Origin of the sequence: Flavobacterium sp. W21_SRS_FM6 (genome assembly GCF_052119645.1) — a bacterium.
Taxonomy (GTDB): domain Bacteria; phylum Pseudomonadota; class Gammaproteobacteria; order Enterobacterales; family Alteromonadaceae; genus Paraglaciecola.
Genome location: NZ_JBGQOM010000013.1, coordinates 86,297 through 107,859, shown reverse-complemented (window position 1 = coordinate 107,859; position 21,563 = coordinate 86,297). Strand labels below are relative to the sequence as shown.

General features: G+C 40.9%; 16 protein-coding genes and 1 pseudogene. 5 read left to right on the top strand and 12 right to left on the bottom strand.

The genetic code is table 11. The features are described from left to right. Window positions 1–486 precede the first annotated feature (486 nt). From ACEN2L_RS18435 to ACEN2L_RS18405, 7 genes are all read right to left on the bottom strand, one after another. Complete coding sequence (locus ACEN2L_RS18435) at window positions 487–972, bottom strand: YybH family protein (protein WP_441745557.1); 486 nt, start codon at window positions 970–972, stop codon at window positions 487–489. Window positions 973–1,027: 55 nt separating this feature from the next. Next, on the bottom strand, window positions 1,028–1,588 hold the full coding sequence (locus ACEN2L_RS18430) for a c-type cytochrome (protein ID WP_441745555.1): 561 nt from the start codon (window positions 1,586–1,588) through the stop codon (window positions 1,028–1,030). A 69-nt stretch (window positions 1,589–1,657) separates the two neighbouring features. Beyond that, window positions 1,658–2,014, bottom strand: a complete 357-nt coding sequence (locus tag ACEN2L_RS18425) for a hypothetical protein (RefSeq protein ID WP_441745553.1) — start codon at window positions 2,012–2,014, stop codon at window positions 1,658–1,660. 105 nt (window positions 2,015–2,119) lie between these two features. After that, on the bottom strand, window positions 2,120–5,251 hold the full coding sequence (locus ACEN2L_RS18420; RefSeq protein WP_441745551.1) for an efflux RND transporter permease subunit: 3,132 nt from the start codon (window positions 5,249–5,251) through the stop codon (window positions 2,120–2,122). Then, window positions 5,251–6,801, bottom strand: coding sequence for an efflux RND transporter periplasmic adaptor subunit (locus ACEN2L_RS18415; RefSeq protein WP_441745549.1), 1,551 nt, complete (start codon window positions 6,799–6,801; stop codon window positions 5,251–5,253). The genes ACEN2L_RS18420 and ACEN2L_RS18415 overlap by 1 nt, the downstream gene beginning before the upstream one ends. Further along, window positions 6,794–8,230: a TolC family protein gene (locus ACEN2L_RS18410; protein WP_441745547.1), complete on the bottom strand. Its 1,437-nt coding sequence runs from the start codon at window positions 8,228–8,230 to the stop codon at window positions 6,794–6,796. Before ACEN2L_RS18410 ends, ACEN2L_RS18415 begins: the two co-directional genes overlap by 8 nt. Further along, window positions 8,230–8,748: a DUF411 domain-containing protein gene (locus ACEN2L_RS18405; RefSeq protein ID WP_441745545.1), complete on the bottom strand. Its 519-nt coding sequence runs from the start codon at window positions 8,746–8,748 to the stop codon at window positions 8,230–8,232. Before ACEN2L_RS18405 ends, ACEN2L_RS18410 begins: the two co-directional genes overlap by 1 nt. A 753-nt stretch (window positions 8,749–9,501) precedes the next feature. Here ACEN2L_RS18405 and ACEN2L_RS18400 point away from each other — a divergent pair. The 3 genes from ACEN2L_RS18400 (at window position 9,502) to ACEN2L_RS18390 (ending at window position 12,346) form a co-directional block, all read left to right on the top strand. Then, window positions 9,502–10,182 (top strand): heavy metal response regulator transcription factor, encoded by a 681-nt coding sequence (locus ACEN2L_RS18400; protein WP_441745543.1) that lies wholly within the window; start codon window positions 9,502–9,504, stop codon window positions 10,180–10,182. A 1-nt stretch (window position 10,183) separates the two neighbouring features. Next, window positions 10,184–11,623, top strand: coding sequence for a heavy metal sensor histidine kinase (locus tag ACEN2L_RS18395; protein WP_441745542.1), 1,440 nt, complete (start codon window positions 10,184–10,186; stop codon window positions 11,621–11,623). 522 nt (window positions 11,624–12,145) lie between these two features. Then, window positions 12,146–12,346, top strand: a complete 201-nt coding sequence (locus ACEN2L_RS18390; protein WP_441745541.1) for a heavy-metal-associated domain-containing protein — start codon at window positions 12,146–12,148, stop codon at window positions 12,344–12,346. A gap of 769 nt (window positions 12,347–13,115) precedes the next feature. Here the strand turns inward: ACEN2L_RS18390 and ACEN2L_RS18385 are convergent. The 4 genes from ACEN2L_RS18385 to ACEN2L_RS18370 all read right to left on the bottom strand — a co-directional run bounded on the left by ACEN2L_RS18385 (window position 13,116) and on the right by ACEN2L_RS18370 (window position 18,815). Further along, window positions 13,116–15,038 (bottom strand): cytochrome c/FTR1 family iron permease, encoded by a 1,923-nt coding sequence (locus ACEN2L_RS18385; protein ID WP_441745539.1) that lies wholly within the window; start codon window positions 15,036–15,038, stop codon window positions 13,116–13,118. A 403-nt stretch (window positions 15,039–15,441) separates the two neighbouring features. Continuing rightward, the gene (locus tag ACEN2L_RS18380; RefSeq protein WP_441745537.1) at window positions 15,442–15,582 is read right to left on the bottom strand and encodes a hypothetical protein; all 141 of its coding nucleotides are present in this window, start codon (window positions 15,580–15,582) and stop codon (window positions 15,442–15,444) included. Between the two features lie 186 nt (window positions 15,583–15,768). Continuing rightward, window positions 15,769–16,983, bottom strand: a complete 1,215-nt coding sequence (locus ACEN2L_RS18375) for a copper resistance protein B (protein ID WP_441745535.1) — start codon at window positions 16,981–16,983, stop codon at window positions 15,769–15,771. After that, window positions 16,980–18,815, bottom strand: coding sequence for a copper resistance system multicopper oxidase (locus tag ACEN2L_RS18370; protein WP_441745533.1), 1,836 nt, complete (start codon window positions 18,813–18,815; stop codon window positions 16,980–16,982). The genes ACEN2L_RS18375 and ACEN2L_RS18370 overlap by 4 nt, the downstream gene beginning before the upstream one ends. A gap of 137 nt (window positions 18,816–18,952) precedes the next feature. Between ACEN2L_RS18370 and ACEN2L_RS18365 the strand changes: the two genes are divergently transcribed. Further along, window positions 18,953–19,174, top strand: a complete 222-nt coding sequence (locus ACEN2L_RS18365) for a response regulator (protein ID WP_441745591.1) — start codon at window positions 18,953–18,955, stop codon at window positions 19,172–19,174. Between the two features lie 392 nt (window positions 19,175–19,566). After that, window positions 19,567–20,503: pseudogene (locus ACEN2L_RS18360) on the top strand (IS30 family transposase). A gap of 605 nt (window positions 20,504–21,108) precedes the next feature. Here the strand turns inward: ACEN2L_RS18360 and ACEN2L_RS18355 are convergent. Next, a complete protein-coding gene (locus tag ACEN2L_RS18355; RefSeq protein WP_306023365.1) occupies window positions 21,109–21,546 on the bottom strand; it encodes a hypothetical protein in 438 nt (145 codons plus the stop codon). Window positions 21,547–21,563: the final 17 nt, after the last annotated feature.

Genomic DNA, 21,563 nt, shown 5'->3' with positions numbered 1-21,563 from the left:
TGTAATGTAATCAATTATTTATATATATCGAAGGGACTTGATTTACTGAATGAAACAAGCTTATTTAGAACGTATGTTTTCCCTATTTTTTAATCAACTATGTCTATCAGTATGTTAGATCACACAAGCAGTATAACGTCTCCTTAAATGTTAAAATTCATTACGGGATTTTATGTACATAATTTGTCTATTGTTGAATACCAGCAAAAATATCGAGTTTTAACTGACTATATTTTTTGCAATAATAATGTACGAGTTATTCAAAATATGGACGACACTATAAAAACAGTTTTTTAGCGCTTCCAACTGGCTGACATTTTCCGCGTTAGAAAAACTGGTCAGTAGCTGATTTGCCTAAGTAGAAGCGACATCAACACTCAGGGATATAAGTCGTCCCAAGTTAATTTGGTAGGCATAATGTGTGTGGCAAGTTGTCACCCGCATTATCCATAAAAAAGCCGGTTCCTCGGGCGAGGGTGTATTGAATTAACGTGACCAATGAATATGTGTGATTATCCATTCTCCATTACTTAGGTTTAACACTATGGTCTCCAATCCTTCGTAATCCACTTCTTTATCTTTATAATTTCCTGTGGTTTTGCTGCGGGTGATGGACATAGCCATATTCCCGCTTATATTCACTTGATGCTCGAGGGTTTTTGTCTCTACATCAGCCAGATATTTCATATCGGCCAACATATGGTGGTTGGCGTATTGGTCTGCCGAGCGTTCAACGCCCCCTTCAAAAATTAGCACATCGTCGGCCAGTAATGAACGAGCTTTGGCTTTGTCTCCATTTTCCAATGCCAGATGAAATGCTCTTACTACCTTAGCCGGTGCAGTGTTGGTGTTCACAAAAAATGGTGAGGAATCGGAGTGTTTTGCTTCACCATGTGCCCAAGATAATGATGGAAAACACAGTCCAATTAAGGTAATAAATGCCAAAGTAAAACTATAAGATTTTATTTTCATGATTATTTCCAGTGTTTTAACCATTAAAAGTTGTTTTGGTCTTCAATTAGGCTCATTAATGAGACATTTCCTGATTGTCGCTGGGATCGAGCGCAGTCAATATTTGGTACTGTTCTGGTGTTAACTCGGGTAGTTTTTGTACAAAAGCCACCATTGCCCAAATCCGTTTATCATCATGAGTTTTGCCCCAAGCTGGCATACCAGACGCTTTGATACCATGTTTGATTACCCAAAAGTTTTCACGAGCTTTTTGTGCATCATCCCCATGTTCATGACCTTCATGGTTGTCAGAAGCAATGGTTAAATTGGGCGGTGATGGGTATAGACCCACACTCATATCACTTTCTTTTTGGCCCGGTTTTAAATGGCAGCTTGCACACATAAAGTTATAGTCAACACCCCCACTGAGAAGTAAATCAGGATCGACTAAATCTGGAACATTTATATCCTCTGCCGCCTTTTTTATGGACGTTTCTCTCGTTTCTTCTAAAAGCCAATAAACTAGGTCGCTATGAGGTTCATCGGCAGACACATTAACAATACCTGAGTAAACTACTGTTGCCATGGTTGCTATTCCTAACACTGCCAGTAGCACAAATAATTTAAGTAACTTCATCGCTTTTTCCTTCTTGAGTAAATAGATACGTAGCCCATGATTTTGGGCTACGAGTTATCTCACATTCGATTAGTGATTGTCGTGCTCTTCCTTTTTCACTTCTTTATCATTCATTTTACTGTGATCCATTTTTTCATTCATCATTTTGCTATGATCCATCTTTTCATTCATCATTTTGCTATGATCCATCTTTTCGTCCATTTTGTTACTCGAATCCTTTGTTTGTTTCATGCATTTTTTCATCATAGCCATTGCGACAGTATCGTTCATATCCATCTTACTGTGATCCATTTTGCTGCAATCAGCTTTCTCAGGCTTTTCTGCGTGTAATTTAGGATCATGTGCCGAAGCTGTCATGGATAAAGTAAGTGTTGGTATTAATACCAATGCAATTTTACTGATTGTTTTAATTAAGTCTCTTTTCATGGTTTATTCCTATAGTAGTGATTAAGGTTTTCTTGTTAAATTCGTCCAATGCAATATGTCTGCATCAAAGTTCTTCGTTTTTAAAAATTCAAATATTTGTGCTTTTTACGACCTACTTTTTATTGATGACGAACGCCATAAATAAAATAAGGCAGGTAACACGAGCAACGTCAGAATGACCGCACTTGACATTCCACCTACCATTGGGGCTGCAATTCGACTCATGACCTCAGATCCGGTGCCTTTACCATATAAAATAGGTAATAGGCCAACAATAATAGCTGCAGCTGTCATCATCACGGGACGAACACGCATACCCGCGCCGTGCAAAACTGCCTGGAGTACATCTTCTTTTGTTGTCGAAACATTATTTAATCGGTGTTCACTGAGCATTTCTTTGTAAGCTTGATTTAAATACACCAGCATAATGACGCCAATTTCTACAGCCACTCCTGCTAACGCGATAAAACCCACTCCAACCGCCACAGAGAAGTTATAACCTTCTAGATACATCAACCATATACTACCGACCATGGCTAGAGGCAAAGTACCCATGATCATCGCGACTTCAATCACATTACGAAAGTTAAGATAAAGTAATATAACGATGATAAATAAGGTTAATGGAACGACGTAGGTCAGTTTAGCTTTCGCACGCTGCATATATTCGTATTGCCCAGCCCAAGAGATAGAGTAACCAGCGGGTAAATCTAATTTATCAGCCACCACTTTCTGTGCAGCTTCAACATAGGTCCCTACATCAACGCCGTCGATATCCACAAATGCCCAACCATTTAGACGTGCATTTTCAGATTTAATACCCGGAGGTCCATCTTCTACTATGATGTTAGCAACATCTCCCAATGAAATTCGTTGCCCATTAGGAGTCACTATAGGCAGTAAAGATAGCTGTTCAGGAGAATCACGATAATCTTGTGGATAACGTAAATTCACAGGATAGCGCTCTAAACCTTCAACTGTTTGCGTAACATTCATGCCACCAATAGCGGTAGCCACCACTTGCTGTATTTCAGCGATATTCAATCCATAACGAGCCGCTTTTGCCCTTTGGATATCCACTTTTATGTATCGACCACCGGCAACACGCTCAGAGTAAACTGAGGAGGTGCCAGGAACATCGGCTAAAATTTCTTCTATTTGTTTACCTATTTCTTGAATAACGCCCAGTTTAGGACCGGCAATTTTTATTCCTACAGGCGTCTTAATTCCTGTTGCCAACATATCAATACGCGTTTTAATTGGCATAACCCAGGCGTTAGTTACCCCTGGAAGTTTGACTAATGCATCCAGTTCCTTTTTCAAGCTTTCTGTCGTTACCCCTTCTCGCCACTCATCATGAGGTTTTAACTGTATGAAGGTCTCTATCATTGTAAGCGGTGCTGGATCTGTTGCCGTTTCGGCACGACCGACTTTACCAAACACGGTTTTTACTTCTGGAACAGTTTTAATCAACTTGTCCGTTTGTTGCAGAAGTTGTCGAGCCTGACCTATAGAAATACCGGGGTAAGTCGTGGGCATATACATCAAATCACCCTCATCAAGGGGGGGGATGAACTCACTACCTATTTTATCCAGTGGATATATACCAATGGCAAGAACCGCTAATGCAGCTACTATCGTCACTTTCGGGAAACGTAAAACGGTTTTCAACGCTGGCATATAAATAAAGGTTAAAAATCTATTGACGGGATTTTTATGTTCAGTTAGTACTTTACCGCGAATAAAATACCCCATTAGTATTGGTACTAAGGTAATGGCCAATGCAGCAGAAGCAGCCATGGCATAAGTCTTAGTAAATGCGAGCGGAGCAAACATTCGACCTTCTTGGGCTTCTAAGGTAAAAACAGGAACAAAGCTCACCGTAATAATTAATAAACTAAAGAATAATGCCGGACCAACTTCACTCGCCGACTCAGTGACTATTTGCCAACGATTATCATTAGTTAAGGGCGTTTTTTCCATATGTTTATGCATGTTTTCTATCATAACGATAGCACCATCAATCATCGCGCCAATAGCTATAGCGATACCTCCTAGAGACATGATATTGGCGTTAAGTCCTTGTAAATGCATAATAATAAAAGCAGTTAAAATACCTACTGGCAAACTAATAATCGCGACCAAAGATGAACGTACGTGGAATAAGAAAATGATGCAAACTATCGCTACCACACCAAACTCTTCCAGCAGCTTGTAGGTCAAGTTATCGACTGCTCGTTCAATCAAGGCAGAACGGTCATAAACAGGCACTATCTCTACGCCATCCGGCAGTCCTTTCTTTAGTTTTTCAAGCTTTTCTTTGACATTTTTAATCACTTGTTGAGCGTTTTCGCCAAAACGCATTACGACTATGCCACCGACTGTTTCACCTTCGCCGTTAAGCTCAGCAATGCCACGACGCATCTGCGGGCCAGTTCCAATATCTGCGACATCTTTCAACAATAAAGGCGTACCATTTTCGTTAACTCCCAGAGGAATATTTTCTAAATCATCTACACCTTTAATGTAACCCGTCGCTCTGACCATGTACTCAGCTTCGGCCATCTCAACCACTGATGCGCCTATTTCCTGATTACCTTGTTTAATGGCCATTTGAATATGAGAAAGTGGAATGCCAAAAGCACGTAACTTATCAGGGTCAACTCTTACCTGATATTGCTTGACCATACCGCCAAGCGCAGATACCTCTGAAACGCCAGGTACAGTTTGCAACTCAAATTTTAAAAACCAATCTTGTATACTCCGTAATTGACTTAAATCATGTCGGCCTGTTTTATCTGTAAGTGCATACAAGTAAACCCAGCCAACGCCTGTTGCATCCGGACCCAATTGCGGCCGTGCATCAGCAGGTAGATTGGGAGCAACTTGACTTAAATACTCAAGAACCCGTGAACGTGCCCAATAAAGATCGGTATCTTCATCGAAAATAACGTAAACATAGGAATCGCCGAAGAATGAGTAACCTCGAACAGTAACGGCACCCGGCACCGACAACATGGCAGTGGTCATTGGGTAAGTGACCTGATCCTCGACAACTTGTGGTGCTTGCCCGGGGTAGCTTGTTTTAATAATCACTTGCACATCTGATAAGTCAGGAAGTGCATCAATCCGTGTTTTGTTGACGGAATATAATCCAACGCCAACCAATAAAAATGTCGCTAGTAATACGAAAAATCGATTGCTAACAGACCAATGAATAATCGACGTAATCATCATTATTCTCCTTTGTCGTTAGCAGCATCTTTCATAGCAGGCTCAGTTTTCGGCATATTCATTGCCATCGCGCTGACAATAATAAAATTACTATCTCTAATTTCGAAGGTGAACATCACATAAGCATCTTTAGAAAATAACGCCATATCAACATTTTCTTCGACAATAAAATCAACCCTGTCAGCCTCCCTTCCCCACTTTAAGATAGCTTCTCGGTCAATGGTGACCATTCTATGCTCAACCATTGCCGAAACCACAGTACCGTTCACTGTGGCTGAGGAAACGTTATCATTGCTATTACTCTTATCCTTTTGTGTTGACTCATCTTGGAAAAAATCATGATTCATACGTTTAAAATCAGATGATTTACTTGATTCTGAATCCAGTAAGAATTGCGCCGAACTGACGACTTCTTCCCCTTCGCTTAACCCTTGAAGTATTTCAACGCTTTCGCTGTCATAACGACCCACAGACACCTCAACAGACTTAAAACTACCTTCACCCAGTGCAATTACAACTCTATCTTGGTTACCTGTTCTAATGAGTGCCTCTTTGGGAATAAGTAGCGCTTGTTGATCACCTGTCGTATGAATGGCAATTTGTGCAAACATATTAGGCTTAAATTCACCCTCTTCATTATTAAAGCGCAATCGTACTTTAACAGTACGTGTTTTAGCATCGAGCGTTGGGTAGATATAATCCACTTGACCTTCCCATGTTTTACCGGGTAAATAATCGAGTGTCATAGTAACGGGTGTAGATTTTTTAACTTGGCCGGCCTGTCTTTCGAACACTTCTGCCTCAACCCACACATCTGATAGGTCACCTATAGCCATCAAGGTTGAACCAGGTTTGACGAAGAAGCCTTCTCGTATGTTAAGATTTTCAACAACACCATTTTGTGGAGAATAGAAAGTAATGGTTTGCTGAACTTTTTTGGTTTCTTTTAGTTTTTCAATAGCCGACTTAGGTAACTGTAGTGCTGATAACCTATTTTCAGAAGCCGTGATTAATCGACTGTTTTTTCTATCTAACGCCAATAATAATTCCTCTTGAGCATTAACTAACTCAGGAGAATATATCTCGTATAATGGCTGGTTTTTTTTAACAGGATCACCGGTAGCTTTAACATAGAGCTTCTCGATCCATCCTTGAACACGAGGGTGAATATGAACAAGTTTATCTTCATTGTAAGTCACATAACCTACAGTGCTTATTTGGGTATGTAATGGCTTGTAACGTGCTGTTGTTGTACGTACCCCTAAGTTATTCACTACATCAGGCGAGATACGAATTGTACCGGGACCTTCATCAGGTCCTTTTCCGTCATCGTCATAAACAGCTACTAAATCCATTCCCATTGGCGATTTACCTGGCTTATCTCTCTTATAATTTGCATCCATTGGTGCGACCCAATAAATCGGTTTCTTTTCCTCAGATGCTGCATTAGTGAGTGAGTTACTGTCTGAAGGAGCGATAATATAAGTCGCACCAAAGGTTAAAGTACCACCTAGGATCATGCCAATAATTATCGGTTTAATACTATTACTCATTATTTTTTTTTCCCGAAATAGCAGCATATTGACGGCTGTTAGATAAATTCATATGGGTTTTCATGGTTGAATTATCGAGACTGTCGATAAAAAGGTAATTAAGCTCTAGCCGTGTTTTCTGCTCTTCTACGTTGAGTGCTAGTTCGTCTATTTCGGCATTCAACACGGCAATACGTGAACGAACAACTTCTGAAAAATCGCCGTCATCATTGGTATAAGCAGTCAAAGAGGCTTCTGCTTGGTCATAACTTTGTGGTAATAATTTAGTTTTATATAAATTCTGCCTGTCGATTAGGCGCAATAATCTTCCTTTTGCGCTCGAATAGTTACTAAGAAGTTGCCTAAGTAAGAGTAACTTTTCGGTTTTAACCGCTTCTGTTTCAGATATCGCTGATTGAACCTCTTTATCTTGTCGGTTTTCAGTAAAAAGTGGTAAATCAAAGGTCACACCAAAAGAAAATAAATCAGCCCGGCTTGCACCCATAGGATCATCCCCGCGATAGCCATAACTTGCGTTTACAGCCCATTCAGGTTTGTACTGTTGCTGCGCCAATTTAATGCCTGCTTTAGAGGCGTTTACTTTTTTTTCTATAGCGACAACAGAGGGATGATTTGAAAAATATGGGACCAATTCATCTGGTTTATGCCAATTTTCTTTGTAAACTAAATCACTATTTAGCAACTCTATTTGAGGTAGCTCTTGGGTAAGAACGATATTATGTAAAGTAAAATCAGATTCTAATGGTGCATCATATTCAGTAGAAAATGTGGTAAGCCATTGCGCAAGCATGCCTTCGTAGCGGTTTTTGTGTTGCTCTAGTTGATCCAATCTATCTTCTAATCGAGTTAACTCTAGTTGTGCTCGAACAATATCTTGTTGACGAGTTTTACCTAAAGCTGATGAATAGCTTGCTTGAGCTATATCTGCTAGCTGTTCAAATAACGACCTATTACTTTCAATTAATGCGATACTTTGCTGAACTTGATAAACATCCAACCATAAGCTTCCTACCGTAACGGCCACTTTTGATTCCCTGTCTTTTCGTTGATATGGGAATGCTTCACTTTGAGTTTTTAACTGTTGGCTTTTAATATCTAAGGTATCGCCGCGAGGAAACATTTGTGAAACGCCCACTTTAGCCTGTGTCATGCCTTCCTGACCAAAATCGAAACCGTTAGTGGGCAAGTTTGCCAGACCAATCGTCACCTTAGGATCTGGTAATGTATTTACTGCTATACTCATCGATTCGATGGATCTTTGTTTATGAATATTCCCGCTTAACCAAGGGTCATTTATTTGGGCCACGCTGATAGCCTTTTCGAATGATAAAGGACTATAAGCGTTCATCAATGGCAACTCAGAGGCTCTAGCAGATAAAAGAGTTAAAGCTAAAATTCCTACACTGAATTTTGTGTTGAATTTATTCATTAGAATTGTTCCTCATAAGTCAACACTTCCTTATATACAGTCACAGTGCCGTCTGTGTTAAGAAGTAAGATGTTATAAGGAATAAATCGATCTCCAACCTCCATACCTGGCGTTCCAACTGGCATGCTAGGAACAGAAAGTCCAATTGAACCCTCTGGTATATTGGCTAAATACTGTTTAATAAATTTGGCAGGCACATGCCCTTCAAAAACGTATCCATCATTTGATTCAGCGGTATGGCAAGATCGATAGTTTGCTGGAATACCCTTGCTGTCTTTCAGGTTAGACAAAAACGTAATGTTATTTAATTTAGTATCAAAGCCTTGCTCCTCGACATGTGTTACCCACTTTTGACAGCATGTGCATGAACGACTTTTGTAAACAGTGAGTTCTATGGCCTCATTTATTTTTGGTTCTTCACCTGCTTTTGCATTGGGTTCTAATGTTGATGCATCAGAACAAGCAACAACAAACAAAACAGATAAAATGGACAGTGTTTTTACTGGAAATATATTCATTAATCTCATTTCAATATTCTCTTTCTTTTTTACATTGCGTAACACAACGTCGAAACAAATTGGCTCCAGCTAGTCTGGAAAGTTAAATTTCAAGCAGATCTATCCTGCTTTAAAAGGTGCTTTTTGGGGGGCGTTGCGGGAGAGCGAAGAATAAATTATGGATAGTAGAATGACCCACATTCAATTGAGATGTCTTGTAGTCTATTGGCCAATCTATACTGGGTTCACTTGGAACGGCAACAGACAATAAACCCATTGGACAAGAACAATTTTTTTGACAACAATCTTCATCAGGTGTCACGCTAGATTTATCCATAGGCAAAGAATGTTTAGAATGACCCAAATTATTATCGTTTATCACTATTTTTCCGTCATCGGCGCACGGCATAAATGAAAGAGCAAACGACTCCCCGATTTGAGCTGTGAGCATGATACATATCATAATCATTTTGATGACTTTGTTTGTCACTTGAAACCTTATATTTAAAAAACCAAGCTCAATAAAAAACGTTTAAAGCCTAACTTGGAGTCTGTTGAGTTAGAACACACGTTTATAATACTCACCTAACATGTCACGGCCATTACCCATTGATTACATTTTTGTAATCAATGGGTATTACACTGATTTATAATTTATATTGGTTGTGAGTAACCGATTATTAGGTAAATTGGTTATTATAAATAATGCAGTTAACGTTTCCTGCTTTGTTCAATTGATTATGGAATACCTTTCAATAACTAACGAGGTTAATAATGAAGATCCTTGTCGTAGAAGACGAAGCGAAAACCGGAGACTATATAAAGCAAGGCCTAGTCGAATCAGGCTTTGTAGTGGAATTAGTAAGAACTGGTCTTGATGGTCACCACAAGGCAATGACAGGCATTTTTGAACTAGTGATACTTGACGTAATGCTGCCGGATATTAATGGGTGGAGAATTTTAAGCTCTATGAGGGAGTTTGGTAATCAGACTCCAGTGTTGTTTTTAACTGCTAGAGATAGCGTAAAAGACAGAGTGAAAGGTCTTGAACTCGGAGCAGATGATTATCTAGTCAAACCATTCGCTTTTGCTGAATTACTTGCAAGAGTCAGAACACTGCTAAGAAGAGGCACATCCGTTCCGTCAAATACTATTAACATTGCTGATCTTGAATTAGATATTCCCTCTCGAGTAGCAACAAGGTCAGGCAAACCTATAAGCCTTACGACGAAGGAATTTATGCTACTTGAACTCATGGTTCGAAGACAGGGGGAAGTGTTACCTCGCTCGCTAATAGCATCACAAGTTTGGGACATGAACTTTGATAGTGATACCAATGTTATCGACGTGGCAATTAGGCGACTAAGAGCGAAAATAGACGATGCGTTTACACCAAAACTGATACAAACTGTCCGAGGCATGGGCTATAAGTTGGCTATAGATGAACGAGAGTAACGTGCGAAAGAAACCCAATTCGCTTGCATTTAGAGTCACAGTATTAGTTGGGGTTACAATTTTTATATGTCTAAGCATCATGAACTTGATTGTTATTGAATCCATTGATCAGCATTTTATAGAGCAAGATGCGGACGAGCTAAATGAAGTGTTTAACGCGGTTAAAATTAAGCTCGTTGAAGCCCATGAACAGAATGTTCTTCCATCTAGCATCCTCTTTCAAGCAGTATCTGGCCATCACGGCGTTTACTATCAAGTTGAAGATAAAAATGAGAATACGATATTCACCAGTCAAGATGCTGACCTATTTGCATTTCCGACAAAGTTTAAAGCGCAAAATAAAGTTATTCCCTCGACCTTAATTATATTTAACGATGGGAAGTATATGTTGAGGGGTACGAAAACAAACTTTGAATTGCCAACCAAGTTGGGACCTGAAATGTACACGGTAACCGTCGCGTCCAACATGGAATTCCACATGAATTACATGCAGAAACTCAAGAGAACACTGTGGGGAATTGTATTTTTAGCTGGTGTAATTACCGTGTTTGCGGCACGTTTTGCAGTATACCGCGGACACTCTCCATTAAGGCAATTGAGCAGAGAAATTGAGTCCATCACGGCTGATAAACTTGATATTAGGCTGGACCCTTTAAATGTACCAATCGAACTCACCACATTAGTGGATTCTTTTAATACCATGTTAAAGCGTCTCGAAGACGGCTTTGAAAGGCTTTCTCATTTTTCAGCAGATATCGCACACGAATTACGCACCCCAATAACAAATTTAACAACACAGACTCAAGTTGTGCTCAGTAATCTGAGAGATAGTGAAGCATACATTGAAATTCTATATTCGAATCTTGAAGAATATGAACGTATGACCAAAATGGTTAGTGACATGCTTTTACTTGCTCAAGCCGAACATGGCTTAATTAAACCAAATAAAGATAATGTTGTAGTAAATAAGGAAATAAAGGCTTTGTTTGATTATTTTGAATTGCTCGCTGATGAGAAAAAAATACAGCTTATATTAGAAGGTTCAAATGTAGAGTTAGTTTGTGATAAAACCATGTTGCGACAAGCGCTGAGCAATTTAATTTCTAACGCAATTCGTTACTCACCTAAAAATGACAAGATTATAATTAAAACAAAAGCCTCATCTGATTTAATCACAATTGCTATTATAAATCATGGCGAAATAATTCCTAAAGAGCATTTGACTCGTTTATTTGATCGCTTTTACAGAGCTGACTTCTCACGTAATCGGGATGGTCGCGGAGCTGGTCTCGGGTTGACGATTGCAAAATCTATAGTAAATATAAACGGAGGCGATATCTTTGCTGAATCCTCAGAAACAAATACCTGTTTTACCATTATATTCAAGAAAGACAAGGTATCTATGTTGTCAAACACAGGTTCAACCAAGGACATGAGGTGACTGCGATTTTTTGCCCTTTGGACGAACAACGCGTGTTTTAATCCAGACGGAATAGTTGGTCGCTAGTGTCTTGTCATCAACTAAAAACGATACTATCCGTCCATATCCTTTAAGTTTATAGGGTATAACAGGCTTTTATCACACCGCACGCTTGAAATTGCTATTTTGGCGTATTGACGATGTATTAGTGAGTATCCATCTCATCACGCAGCGTAATTATTGAACATAAAACTTTATAGAGTCATAGTAATAAAGCCATTATTCCTGTTAGGTATTTTGCTCCGTTCAGCGCCAGTGATGGTAATGTCAATAGCGGCTTTATACCGTTTAATCCTACAAGAGGTGGACACAACACTGGCCGTATTGGTAAAGGTTCGCGGTCGTAAGCACAACGACCTAGAATGAGCTATCACTATTAGCAACTGGAGTATACTGATGTACCGCGAAGTTATCCCGACCCACAGTGGTTAGTGTGCTCAACGGCATTTTACTTCATCTTCATTCCACCATCGAGGAGCTATCGTGCAAACTAAAATGATGAACGTAACCGGAATGACTTACGGCGGTTGTGTCAGCAAAATGACAGAAGCACAGACAGTGGTGCCGGCATTTGGACACGTGGATGTGTCTCTGCCCCACAAGGCCACCATCGACTTCGACAAAAAGTTGACTTCAATAGAGTACCTGCAATCGGCCGTAAAGGGAGCTAGCTACGGTGTCTGAAATAGCTCAGACGCAAAACAAAGACGTACCAAGGGCGGATGTTGGGCCCAACTCGGTTCAGGAAAAAAGGACGAAACCCTTGAATTTGTTTTTTTGTGACACTGGGCGGGTTGATGAATAAGGAGCTCACACAGACGGTTTCGATTCGGGAGCTACGACCTTGGCAGTCGTTGGCCTATCCGTTCTCGCCTTGCATCAATCCGACGCATGGATGTATGCTGGGATTAGTTTCACTGCGGTGGGCATCGGATTGGTCGTGCCGGTAATTGCGTACAGAAGTGCGGGTGCCTCGCGCGGCAGGCTCGGTAGCACAATGGGTGGCTTGGCCGCCGCTGCAGGCCTAGGACAGACGCTCGGAGCGGTAGCTGGAGGCTGGTTGTTCGGCGCGGCATCGCAAACTGGTTTCGCGTGGCTGGCTGCTACATTGTTCGCGACATTTGCGATCATCTTGGCTCGGCCAGCATGGGGGGCGACATTTCCCGATCGGTCCGGGTCTCGCGCTAACCCGCCACACTTTAAAAAATAATGACTGTCCGCGTCTGCTGTTCTTTGGACTGAGTGAATTAATCTTCTCTTTTTTTAAACTTTCGCTACCTGTTCTTAGTTTTCTCAATAGCGGTCAATATTGAATACTCTTGCAGAGTTAACTACAGTAATTTTTTCGAAAAAAAACTGCAGCTCACATAATCACCGTGGTCGCTTGTTGCATATTTTCTAAATCAAATTTACCTGGGAATCATCTTCTTTGGGTATTTAGTTAAATACTAAACTAGCTAGTAGTGCTTGTTTTTTTGTCTCTGCAGGCAAGCATGATAACAACAAAAATCATAATCACTCCCTGAGTTAACACACCTTGCCAAGTTGCTGATATGCCTAGCCACCTTACTGTGATATCGAAGGGGAAAGTCGCAATAGGTATCACCGCGGCTTCCTGCAAAGCAGACACCCCTTTCCCTGCTAATACAAAGGCTAAAGCTAGCATAAAGTATGAACTAATCGCAAAGAAGCGCCCAATAGGCAATTTCAAAGAGTATTTAAGCATGCCCCAAGTAATGAGCATTATTATGGCAACTGCTGCAACTAAGCCGTACCAGACGTAACTCGACTGGCTGCCATCTCCTACTGCTTGGGTCAGTAACGATTGATAAAATAAAATCGTTTCAAACACTTCTCGGTAAACAGAAATAAATGCCAGTCCGGTCAATCCCCATAGGGTCCCTGTGCTTAAATGCCTCTCGACGTTATTTTGAATATATTGTTGCCACTGGGTTGCTTTGGTTTTACTGTGCATCCAGTAACCGACGTAAAACAATATACCCGCAGCCAGTAAAGCAGCCCCACCTTCCATCAACTCGCGAGATGAACCACTGATATCAATAATGTTCTCTGCGGCCCACCAAGTAAAACCACCCGCCACTAGTGCGGATATCCAACCCACATGCACATAACGAATGGCATCTTGACGTTTAGTTTTGATAAGTACAGTTATCAGTGCCAAAACAACCAAGAGGGCTTCTAATCCCTCGCGTAGCAAAATAATTAATGACGCAGAAAACATGGCATTGTTAGACAACACCTCACCGGTTAGAGTGTTGTCTACAAGTTCCAACTGTTGCAGAATATGTTGTAACTCTTTAACTACCAGTGCGTCATTTGATGCTACATCAAGTACATTACGAAAATTCAATAATTGATTTTCTACCGATTTACGTAAAACACTATCTCTAGCATCCAAGTTGTTTTCTATCAGTTCAAAACCGTCTAAATAAGCACTAACAGCTAAGGTCTGTGCCTGCGATAAATTGCCATCACGATAAGCAGCTACTGCTGCGATTAAATTGGTTTTTGTGGTAGCTATGGGTGAATCGGCTTGACTAAAAAAAAACTCTGGAATGGCGCGCCACTGTGTTATTTGATCCAAAGTTAACTCACCGTGATCATTGGCAAGTTGCGCTGGGTTATTGTTGATCCAGCTTTGCAAAGCAATTTTAGGTACAGTTTTCTTATCTGTTTGTTTGTGCTGATTTGTGTCTTGAGAAAATGCCAAGCTACCGGCATAAAATGCTAAAGACCAACGTTGCTGATCATTCAGTTCGGTAAACGCACGCATTGCGGTATCCTCTAAACCCGCACTAATGGCATCATATAAACCCAGTAGTGAACGATTCAAAGCCCGTTTTGTTTCGGTAAAATTGGTAGGGCTCGGACTGAATGATTTGGCTAATGGACCATTCCCCTCACCTGTTGAACCGTGGCAAGCAGCACAATTATCTGCGAATAAAGTTTGTACTTGAGACTGCGCTAACAATTGGGTGGGTAACAAAAGCGCCGGTGACAGGGCCAATAATTGTTGGCGTATCTGTTGGGTTAAAACCTGAATTTTTTCAATTGTATATTTTTCTAAAATAGCCTGTTGTAAGGCTCTGGCATTGGCCACAACTGAGGTTTGGCGCAAATCAAAATCAGCTTTATTCGCTGTTTGCAATGTGGCGCTTTTTTGTAAGATCAAGCTGGCGAATTGCTGCATTTCAGCAAATTCATCTTCGTTTGCTATCTCGCCATTTGTTACTGCTTCGGAGTAATCGACCCCTATATACTCAGCCATTTGTAATATTTGGCGACTTTCTTTAACAACGTCGATGCTGCCAGATTGTTGAGCCAATATTGAGGTAGAAAAAAATATGCTAACCATGAGCAAAACACTAATCAAAGGTGTTTTTAACTTCATTGTGCCTTGAAATGACATAAAGGAAGTTAACAAAAATGGTATAAAAGTCATCTAAAATATTGCCTCAGAAGTAATATAGCTCCACAAAATAATTGTCTAATTTATTAAAGTAGAATGATAATGATTATCATTCTAGTTATTATGCGGAGCTTACTCAATATTTTTTGCGATTAAATCCAAATAAAAATATGTAGTAACAGAGAGGTTTTTGGCCTCCTTCCAATAAACGTGTTGCAAATATATCCTGACTTTGACTCTTTAACGCTCAGCATCATCCTTGTAAATTTTACGTACTGTCAATATTGGATACTATTCAGGTGTCAATTCAGGTAACTTTTGGAAAAAAAGAGACGCTAGCCCAACTACGTTAATCATCGTGGGATGGGCACCAATCAGGCATTCCAGAGACTTTCACCCCACGTTTAATGCTCCAAAATTCGCTACTCGTGAATTGCTCTACATCGCTATGTTCATTTTTGTCTACTTTAGCTTGGTTAATATCCTTCATGGACTCACAATTCAGTTTTTTTTCATTTTAATTTTCATTTGCATGCTATTTATGTGATGAACACAAGTATTGACGCTATAGTCTGATAAGGCTAGATATAGCTTTATTGGCTTTAATAGAGTTTCTTAAATTATATAAATGTTAAAAAAAAAAGTGCCAGATTCTAGTCACTGACACTTAGTTGTTTCATTGAAACCAAAGGCGTATGCCAGCAACCCACTGAGTTTGTGTGGTTGTACGTCCATCAAGTTGGCTAAAATCGGCGGTATTGCCATATTGGCCGGTCCACTCGACGCCCACATAAGGAGCAAACTGGCGGCTAAATTCATAACGTAAGCGTAGTCCTGCGGTGAGCGAAGACAAACCTTTACCTACACCATTTTCGGGATCATCTTTACCATAAACAGTCATCACAACGCGTGGCTGTAAAACTAAACGTTGAGTAATCAGTAGCTCATACTCGGCAGCTAAATCGACAACACTTCGTCCTTCTGCTCCGACCGATAAGCTGGCACTGACATCAAACCAATAGGGAGCAAGTCCTTGCAATCCAAAGCTTAACCACTGTCTTGATGGTCCTTCAGAGGTATCAAATCTGACACCAACTTGTGTTTCCCAGAAAGTGCTAATGGCATGCCCCCACAAAATTTGGTTTTCGCTACCTTCTAATTTGTTATCAACTATTTCACCTTCGCTTTTTACCACTAGTTGATCATAACTAGTGCCGTACCAGCCTTGCATATCATATTGAGTTGCATTGCCTAAACCACTAGACAGACCATCTGCATATTCAAGTCGGTCAAACAATATAGCTCCAAAAGCATGTTCGTCAGCCATTTTAAGTTGTCTAGGTCCGGGTAAGGCAAAAGCGCCACTATCCAAAGTTAAACCGTCGGAATAGGCATGTGGATCACGGGCATCAGATGGTGGAGTATTGCTTTGACTCGACATATCCATCCCTTGCATGGCCCCCATATCCCCCATCGAATCTTGTCCCATTGCACTGTTGTTCATTTTGCTATGATCCATAGCATTTTCATCCATTGGTACAGCAGGTTTATCAGCCTTTATAGTGGAATGGTCCATTTTTTCCATAGGTTCGAGCTCTTTAACCGCGTCATGGTTCATAGTACTGTGATCCATTTTGCTATGATCCATTGGCATGGCAGATTTTTCAGCCTGCATGGTAGAAAGGTCCATTGGTAACATATCTTTCATAGCGTCATGGCTCATAGCATTGGTATCCATTTTGCTATGATCCGTTAGCACTTCGTCTGCTTGTTTCGTGATAGTAGTTTGTTGTGTTTCATTACTTTGTTGCTGAGCCGCTACGTTGAGCGAAATCAGGCACACCAGCGCAGTGCTGCTAATCTTTTTGTTGAATATCAATTTATTTCTCATGAAATCACCACTTCGCGAAACATACCTGCATCCATATGGAACAATAAATGACAGTGCCAAGCCCAGCGACCTAATGCATCCGCATTGATCAAAAAGCTGATCCGTTGAGCAGGCTGAACCGGAATGGTGTGACGTCTTGCCAAAAATTCACCCTTATCATTTTCAAGTTCACTCCACACGCCGTGCATGTGCATGGGATGGGTCATCATGGTGTCATTTTGCAGGATCACCCGAACGCGCTCGCCATGGCGAAAATGTATTGGGGTAGATTGACCAAATTCAAGGCCGTCAAACGACCAAGTATACCGTTCCATATTACCGGTTAGATGCAGCTCAACTTCACGCTCAGGTAAACGTGGATCCAGCGGGCCTCCCACAGTACGCAGATCAGCTAAGGTTAATACTCGTCGACCATTGTTACGCAAACCTACGCCTGGATCGTCAAGGTTGGTTCGCGGCATATCTACTCTGGCGTCTACCGACGGGCCATATTCACTACTTGCGTGGTTAACGCTTTGAGAAGGCACAGCCAATGGATTTTTATGCATATTGTGCTGACTATGATCCATCGCCATTGCACCATGTCCCATTGAACTATGATCCATTTGCATACCTGACATATCAGCTGAATGATCCATATCCATACCTGCCATATTATCACCATTGGCCATATTGCCCATCATGTCTTTCATCGCTAACCATTCGGGTTCATCAACCGTGGGTACACGAGCAGCAAGTCCTTGTTTTACCGCCAGAGTCCCACGCGTATAACCAGACCTATCTATCGATTGGGCGAAAATGGTATGAGCATTGTCGGTAGGTTTAACAATAATGTCGTAGGTTTCACCAGGTCCGAATCTAAATTCATCCACACTGACTGGTTCTACATCTTGACCGTCGGCCGATACAACGGTGAGTTTTAAGCCGGGAATACGTACATCAAAAAAAGTATTACTAGAACCGTTAATAAAACGTAGACGTATGGTTTCACCGAGCTTAAAAACACCCGTCCAATTATCATTAGGTGTCTGACCGTTCATCAAAAAGGTAAAGCCATGTGCGGATACATCAGCCAAATCAGTGGGACTCATGCGCATCTCGTTCCACATTTTACGCATAGAGATGGCCTGCCCTAGGCCATAGCGAGACATATCGTCGAAAAAGTCCCGGGCGGTAGGTTGGTTGTAGTTATAGTAGTCGCTTTGTTGTTTTAAATGCGCAAACATCGACATGGGCATTTCGTCAGTCCAATCTGACAATTGCACTACCATATCTTGGTCTGTTCTTATCTTTTCGCCAGCTTTGGGCACAATGATGATACTGCCATACATACCGGTCATTTCCTGAAAACCAGTATGAGAGTGATACCAATACGTACCAGCTTGCTGCACTTCAAACTGGTAAGTAAAAGTCTCTCCGGGGGAGATACCTGTATAGCTGATGCCGGGAACACCATCCATTTGGTAGGGTAAAATTATGCCGTGCCAATGAATTGATGTGGGCACCGACAAATGATTAGTGACACGGATCGTTACCGTTTCCCCTTCTTGCCAAACTAAAGTAGGACCAGGAACACTACCGTTAATAACGGTAGCCATACGTTTTTCGCCAGTGAAATTTACTGGAACCTCTGTCACAGCAAGGTCAAATTCATTTCCAGTTAACCTATCTACCTTTGATTTAGAGATATATTCTTGTTTTTGAGCCGCACTTACCTGCCCAATACCCAACGCGATAGAACCAGCCATCGCACCTTTAACAAAATTTCGTCGAGGCTCGCTAATAGGCTTAGACTGCATGCCAACATTTTGATGCGCCATATTTTTTTGCATAGTCCCTCTCGTATTATTTAACACACTTGATAATTATATACAGTCTACATTACCGGTCCTGACAACAACATGACGGCTACATTACAATAATGTAATGTCAGATTAGAGCCACGTGTAGTGGCAATCAACGAAATTAACTGGATATTATCAAAGCTAACATCTGTTTATTAGTCGTAGAAGATGAACAGAAGGCGGGTGACTACCAGCAAAAAGGTTTGGAAGAAACAGGGTTTGTGATGGAACAGTCACGTAATGGCCTTGATGGTTATCACATGACGGTGTGTGAAGTAATTGACCTGCTGATTTTGGATGAAATGATTCCAGACATTGATGGGTGGCAAATTCTACAGACACTGTAGTTTGCTGGTTGGACTCATACTAGTACTTTCCTTTGTATTAATGGGCACGGCAATCGATCGCTATATCTAACATCACTTTGCCCAACAAGATTTAGGTGAACTGCACGTAGTCACAACATAAGTTAAAAAAAGGCTACAAACTTTGCTACACGACATGTAAATTAACAAAGTCCATACAGTATGAAATTAGCCGTATCAGGGGCATTAAAGGGTTTATTTATAATTATTGATATCTAAAACGACAAAGTCGCTCGGTAATTAGTCCGACACAATCCCTTGGTAATCACACCCGAATTCAGATAATAAGTGCACCACTCTTGATTAAACGGTGAGGAGAGATCAACTGCCTGTTGGTGGTACTCTGTAATCGCCAAAAAACAAGAGTAGTTACCATGAGTTACAAGCAGTTGATCGAGGGACAACGATACCAGATCGAAGCCTACCTACGCGAGGGTTTCAGTTATCGGGAGATTGGAAAGCGTCTGAGAGTGAGTCACAGCACTATCAGCCGGGAAGTAAATCGCAATCGAATTAGAGATAGCCATTACTTGCCGGAAGTGGCTCAGGCAAAGTCTGTAAAACGACGATGTCAGGCCGCAAAGTTTAGGATATCTGAACTGACGGTTACCTTTGTAGAGTTCGGCCTTAACGAAAAGTGGAGTCCTGAGCAAATTGCCGGTGTAGGTAAAATCATCGGTCATCACGTCAGTCACGAATGGATTTATGGCTACGTCCAGCGTGATAAATTAGGCGGTGGTAAATTGTATAAACAGCTACGTCAGAGCCACCGAAGGTACCGTAAAGGTAATCGCGCGAAGCGAGTCATTATACCGAATCGCGTTGGTATAGAGCATCGTCCAGCCATCGTGAACAAGAAGAAGCGGTTCGGCGACTGGGAAGTTGATACGGTTCTGGGCAAGCAAGGAACGGGCGCGATTGTTAGCCTGGTTGAGCGAAAAAGTAAGCTGTATCTGATTCGAAAAGTACCAGCAAAAAGTGCGGCTGATGTGGCCTATGCTGTGGAAATATCGAGGTCATGTTCGTACTATCACGGCGGACAACGGTACCGAATTCTGTGACCATGAGCTGGTCGCAGAGAAGCTGAAAACCGACATCTACTTCGCGAATCCGTATTCATCTTGGGAGCGTGGACTGAATGAAAACTTCAACGGTTTGCTACGTCAATACATACGTAAAGGCACCGATTTACGCACGGTGACAGACAAGCAGATTAGTGAGATTGAACAGGCATTAAATGCCAGGCCAAGAAAGTGCCTCGGCTTCAGGCAACCTGTAGTGGTATTCAATGAATTACGCAAGGCTGCCTAATTTAGCGAGTGGTGCACTTCGGACTTGAATTCGCGAATAAAGTCACATTCTGAATAAAATTCATTTTTGGATTGAAATCCCAAAATAACTAAGAACGAAATAATTTATAAGAAAATCTTTCAATTTTTGCATTCTTTAAAAACATCGTTAAAACGCATGCATTTTTTAAATAAAGAAATATCATGTAACGCTATGTTTTATATGAAATATATTTATATCCTACAAGCCAAATCAGCACTTTATTTAAGAAAACCCTTTATTCAGATATTCATTTAGTGATGGATAAACGTATTTAAACTCAGTGGTTTTAAGTAATTCACGTTGCTGAGTAATTAACTTAAATGAATCTGTGATGGGATGGTAATACATAAAGCCTTGCAAAGAAGATGTGGTGATAATGCAAATAATAAGCAGGCTGAAATATATTGTCAATTCGTAATAACAGTTATTATTACGAATTACATTATAGTAGTGGTATTGGTCTTAATCACCTGCATTTATGGCCTTCATTTGCATAACTAGGGTCATTTAAGCGCGCTGCTACGTAAAATCTGAGAAACTAAACCACTCATTGCCTTGTTTGGTTAAAGCTCGTGCGTGTTTTTTTAGTCAAATATAAAAGGTGCTTTTTTGGCTTTAACCCGGATCCAATTTAAGGACGTTCTGATAGATGGCCGCGCCAGTAAATATTGCTCAAATCTGTCTTTGCCTGGAAACGGTATCAAACTCAAACCCACTAAGATGGTCAATAAACCTTGGCCTGGTAAAACCAACATCAACACACCGCATAGTAATAAAACGATTCCAAATAGTGTTTTGGCTAGGTTGATCACATGGTGCCGTTTTGTTTTATTTGTTTGGGCATCCTTACTGGCGTGTATTCGCACAAAGTATCGCGAGTCCATTTGTGTAATGATGTAACTGAGCACCACAAAATACACCACGGAGACACTGGTGGTAATTAAGAAAATATAGAATATAAAGTGAGTGCCTAAGGTCTCTGTTAAATAATCAGTAATGTTGTTGTAATACGCTATAAGCACTGCTGTTATCCGTGATT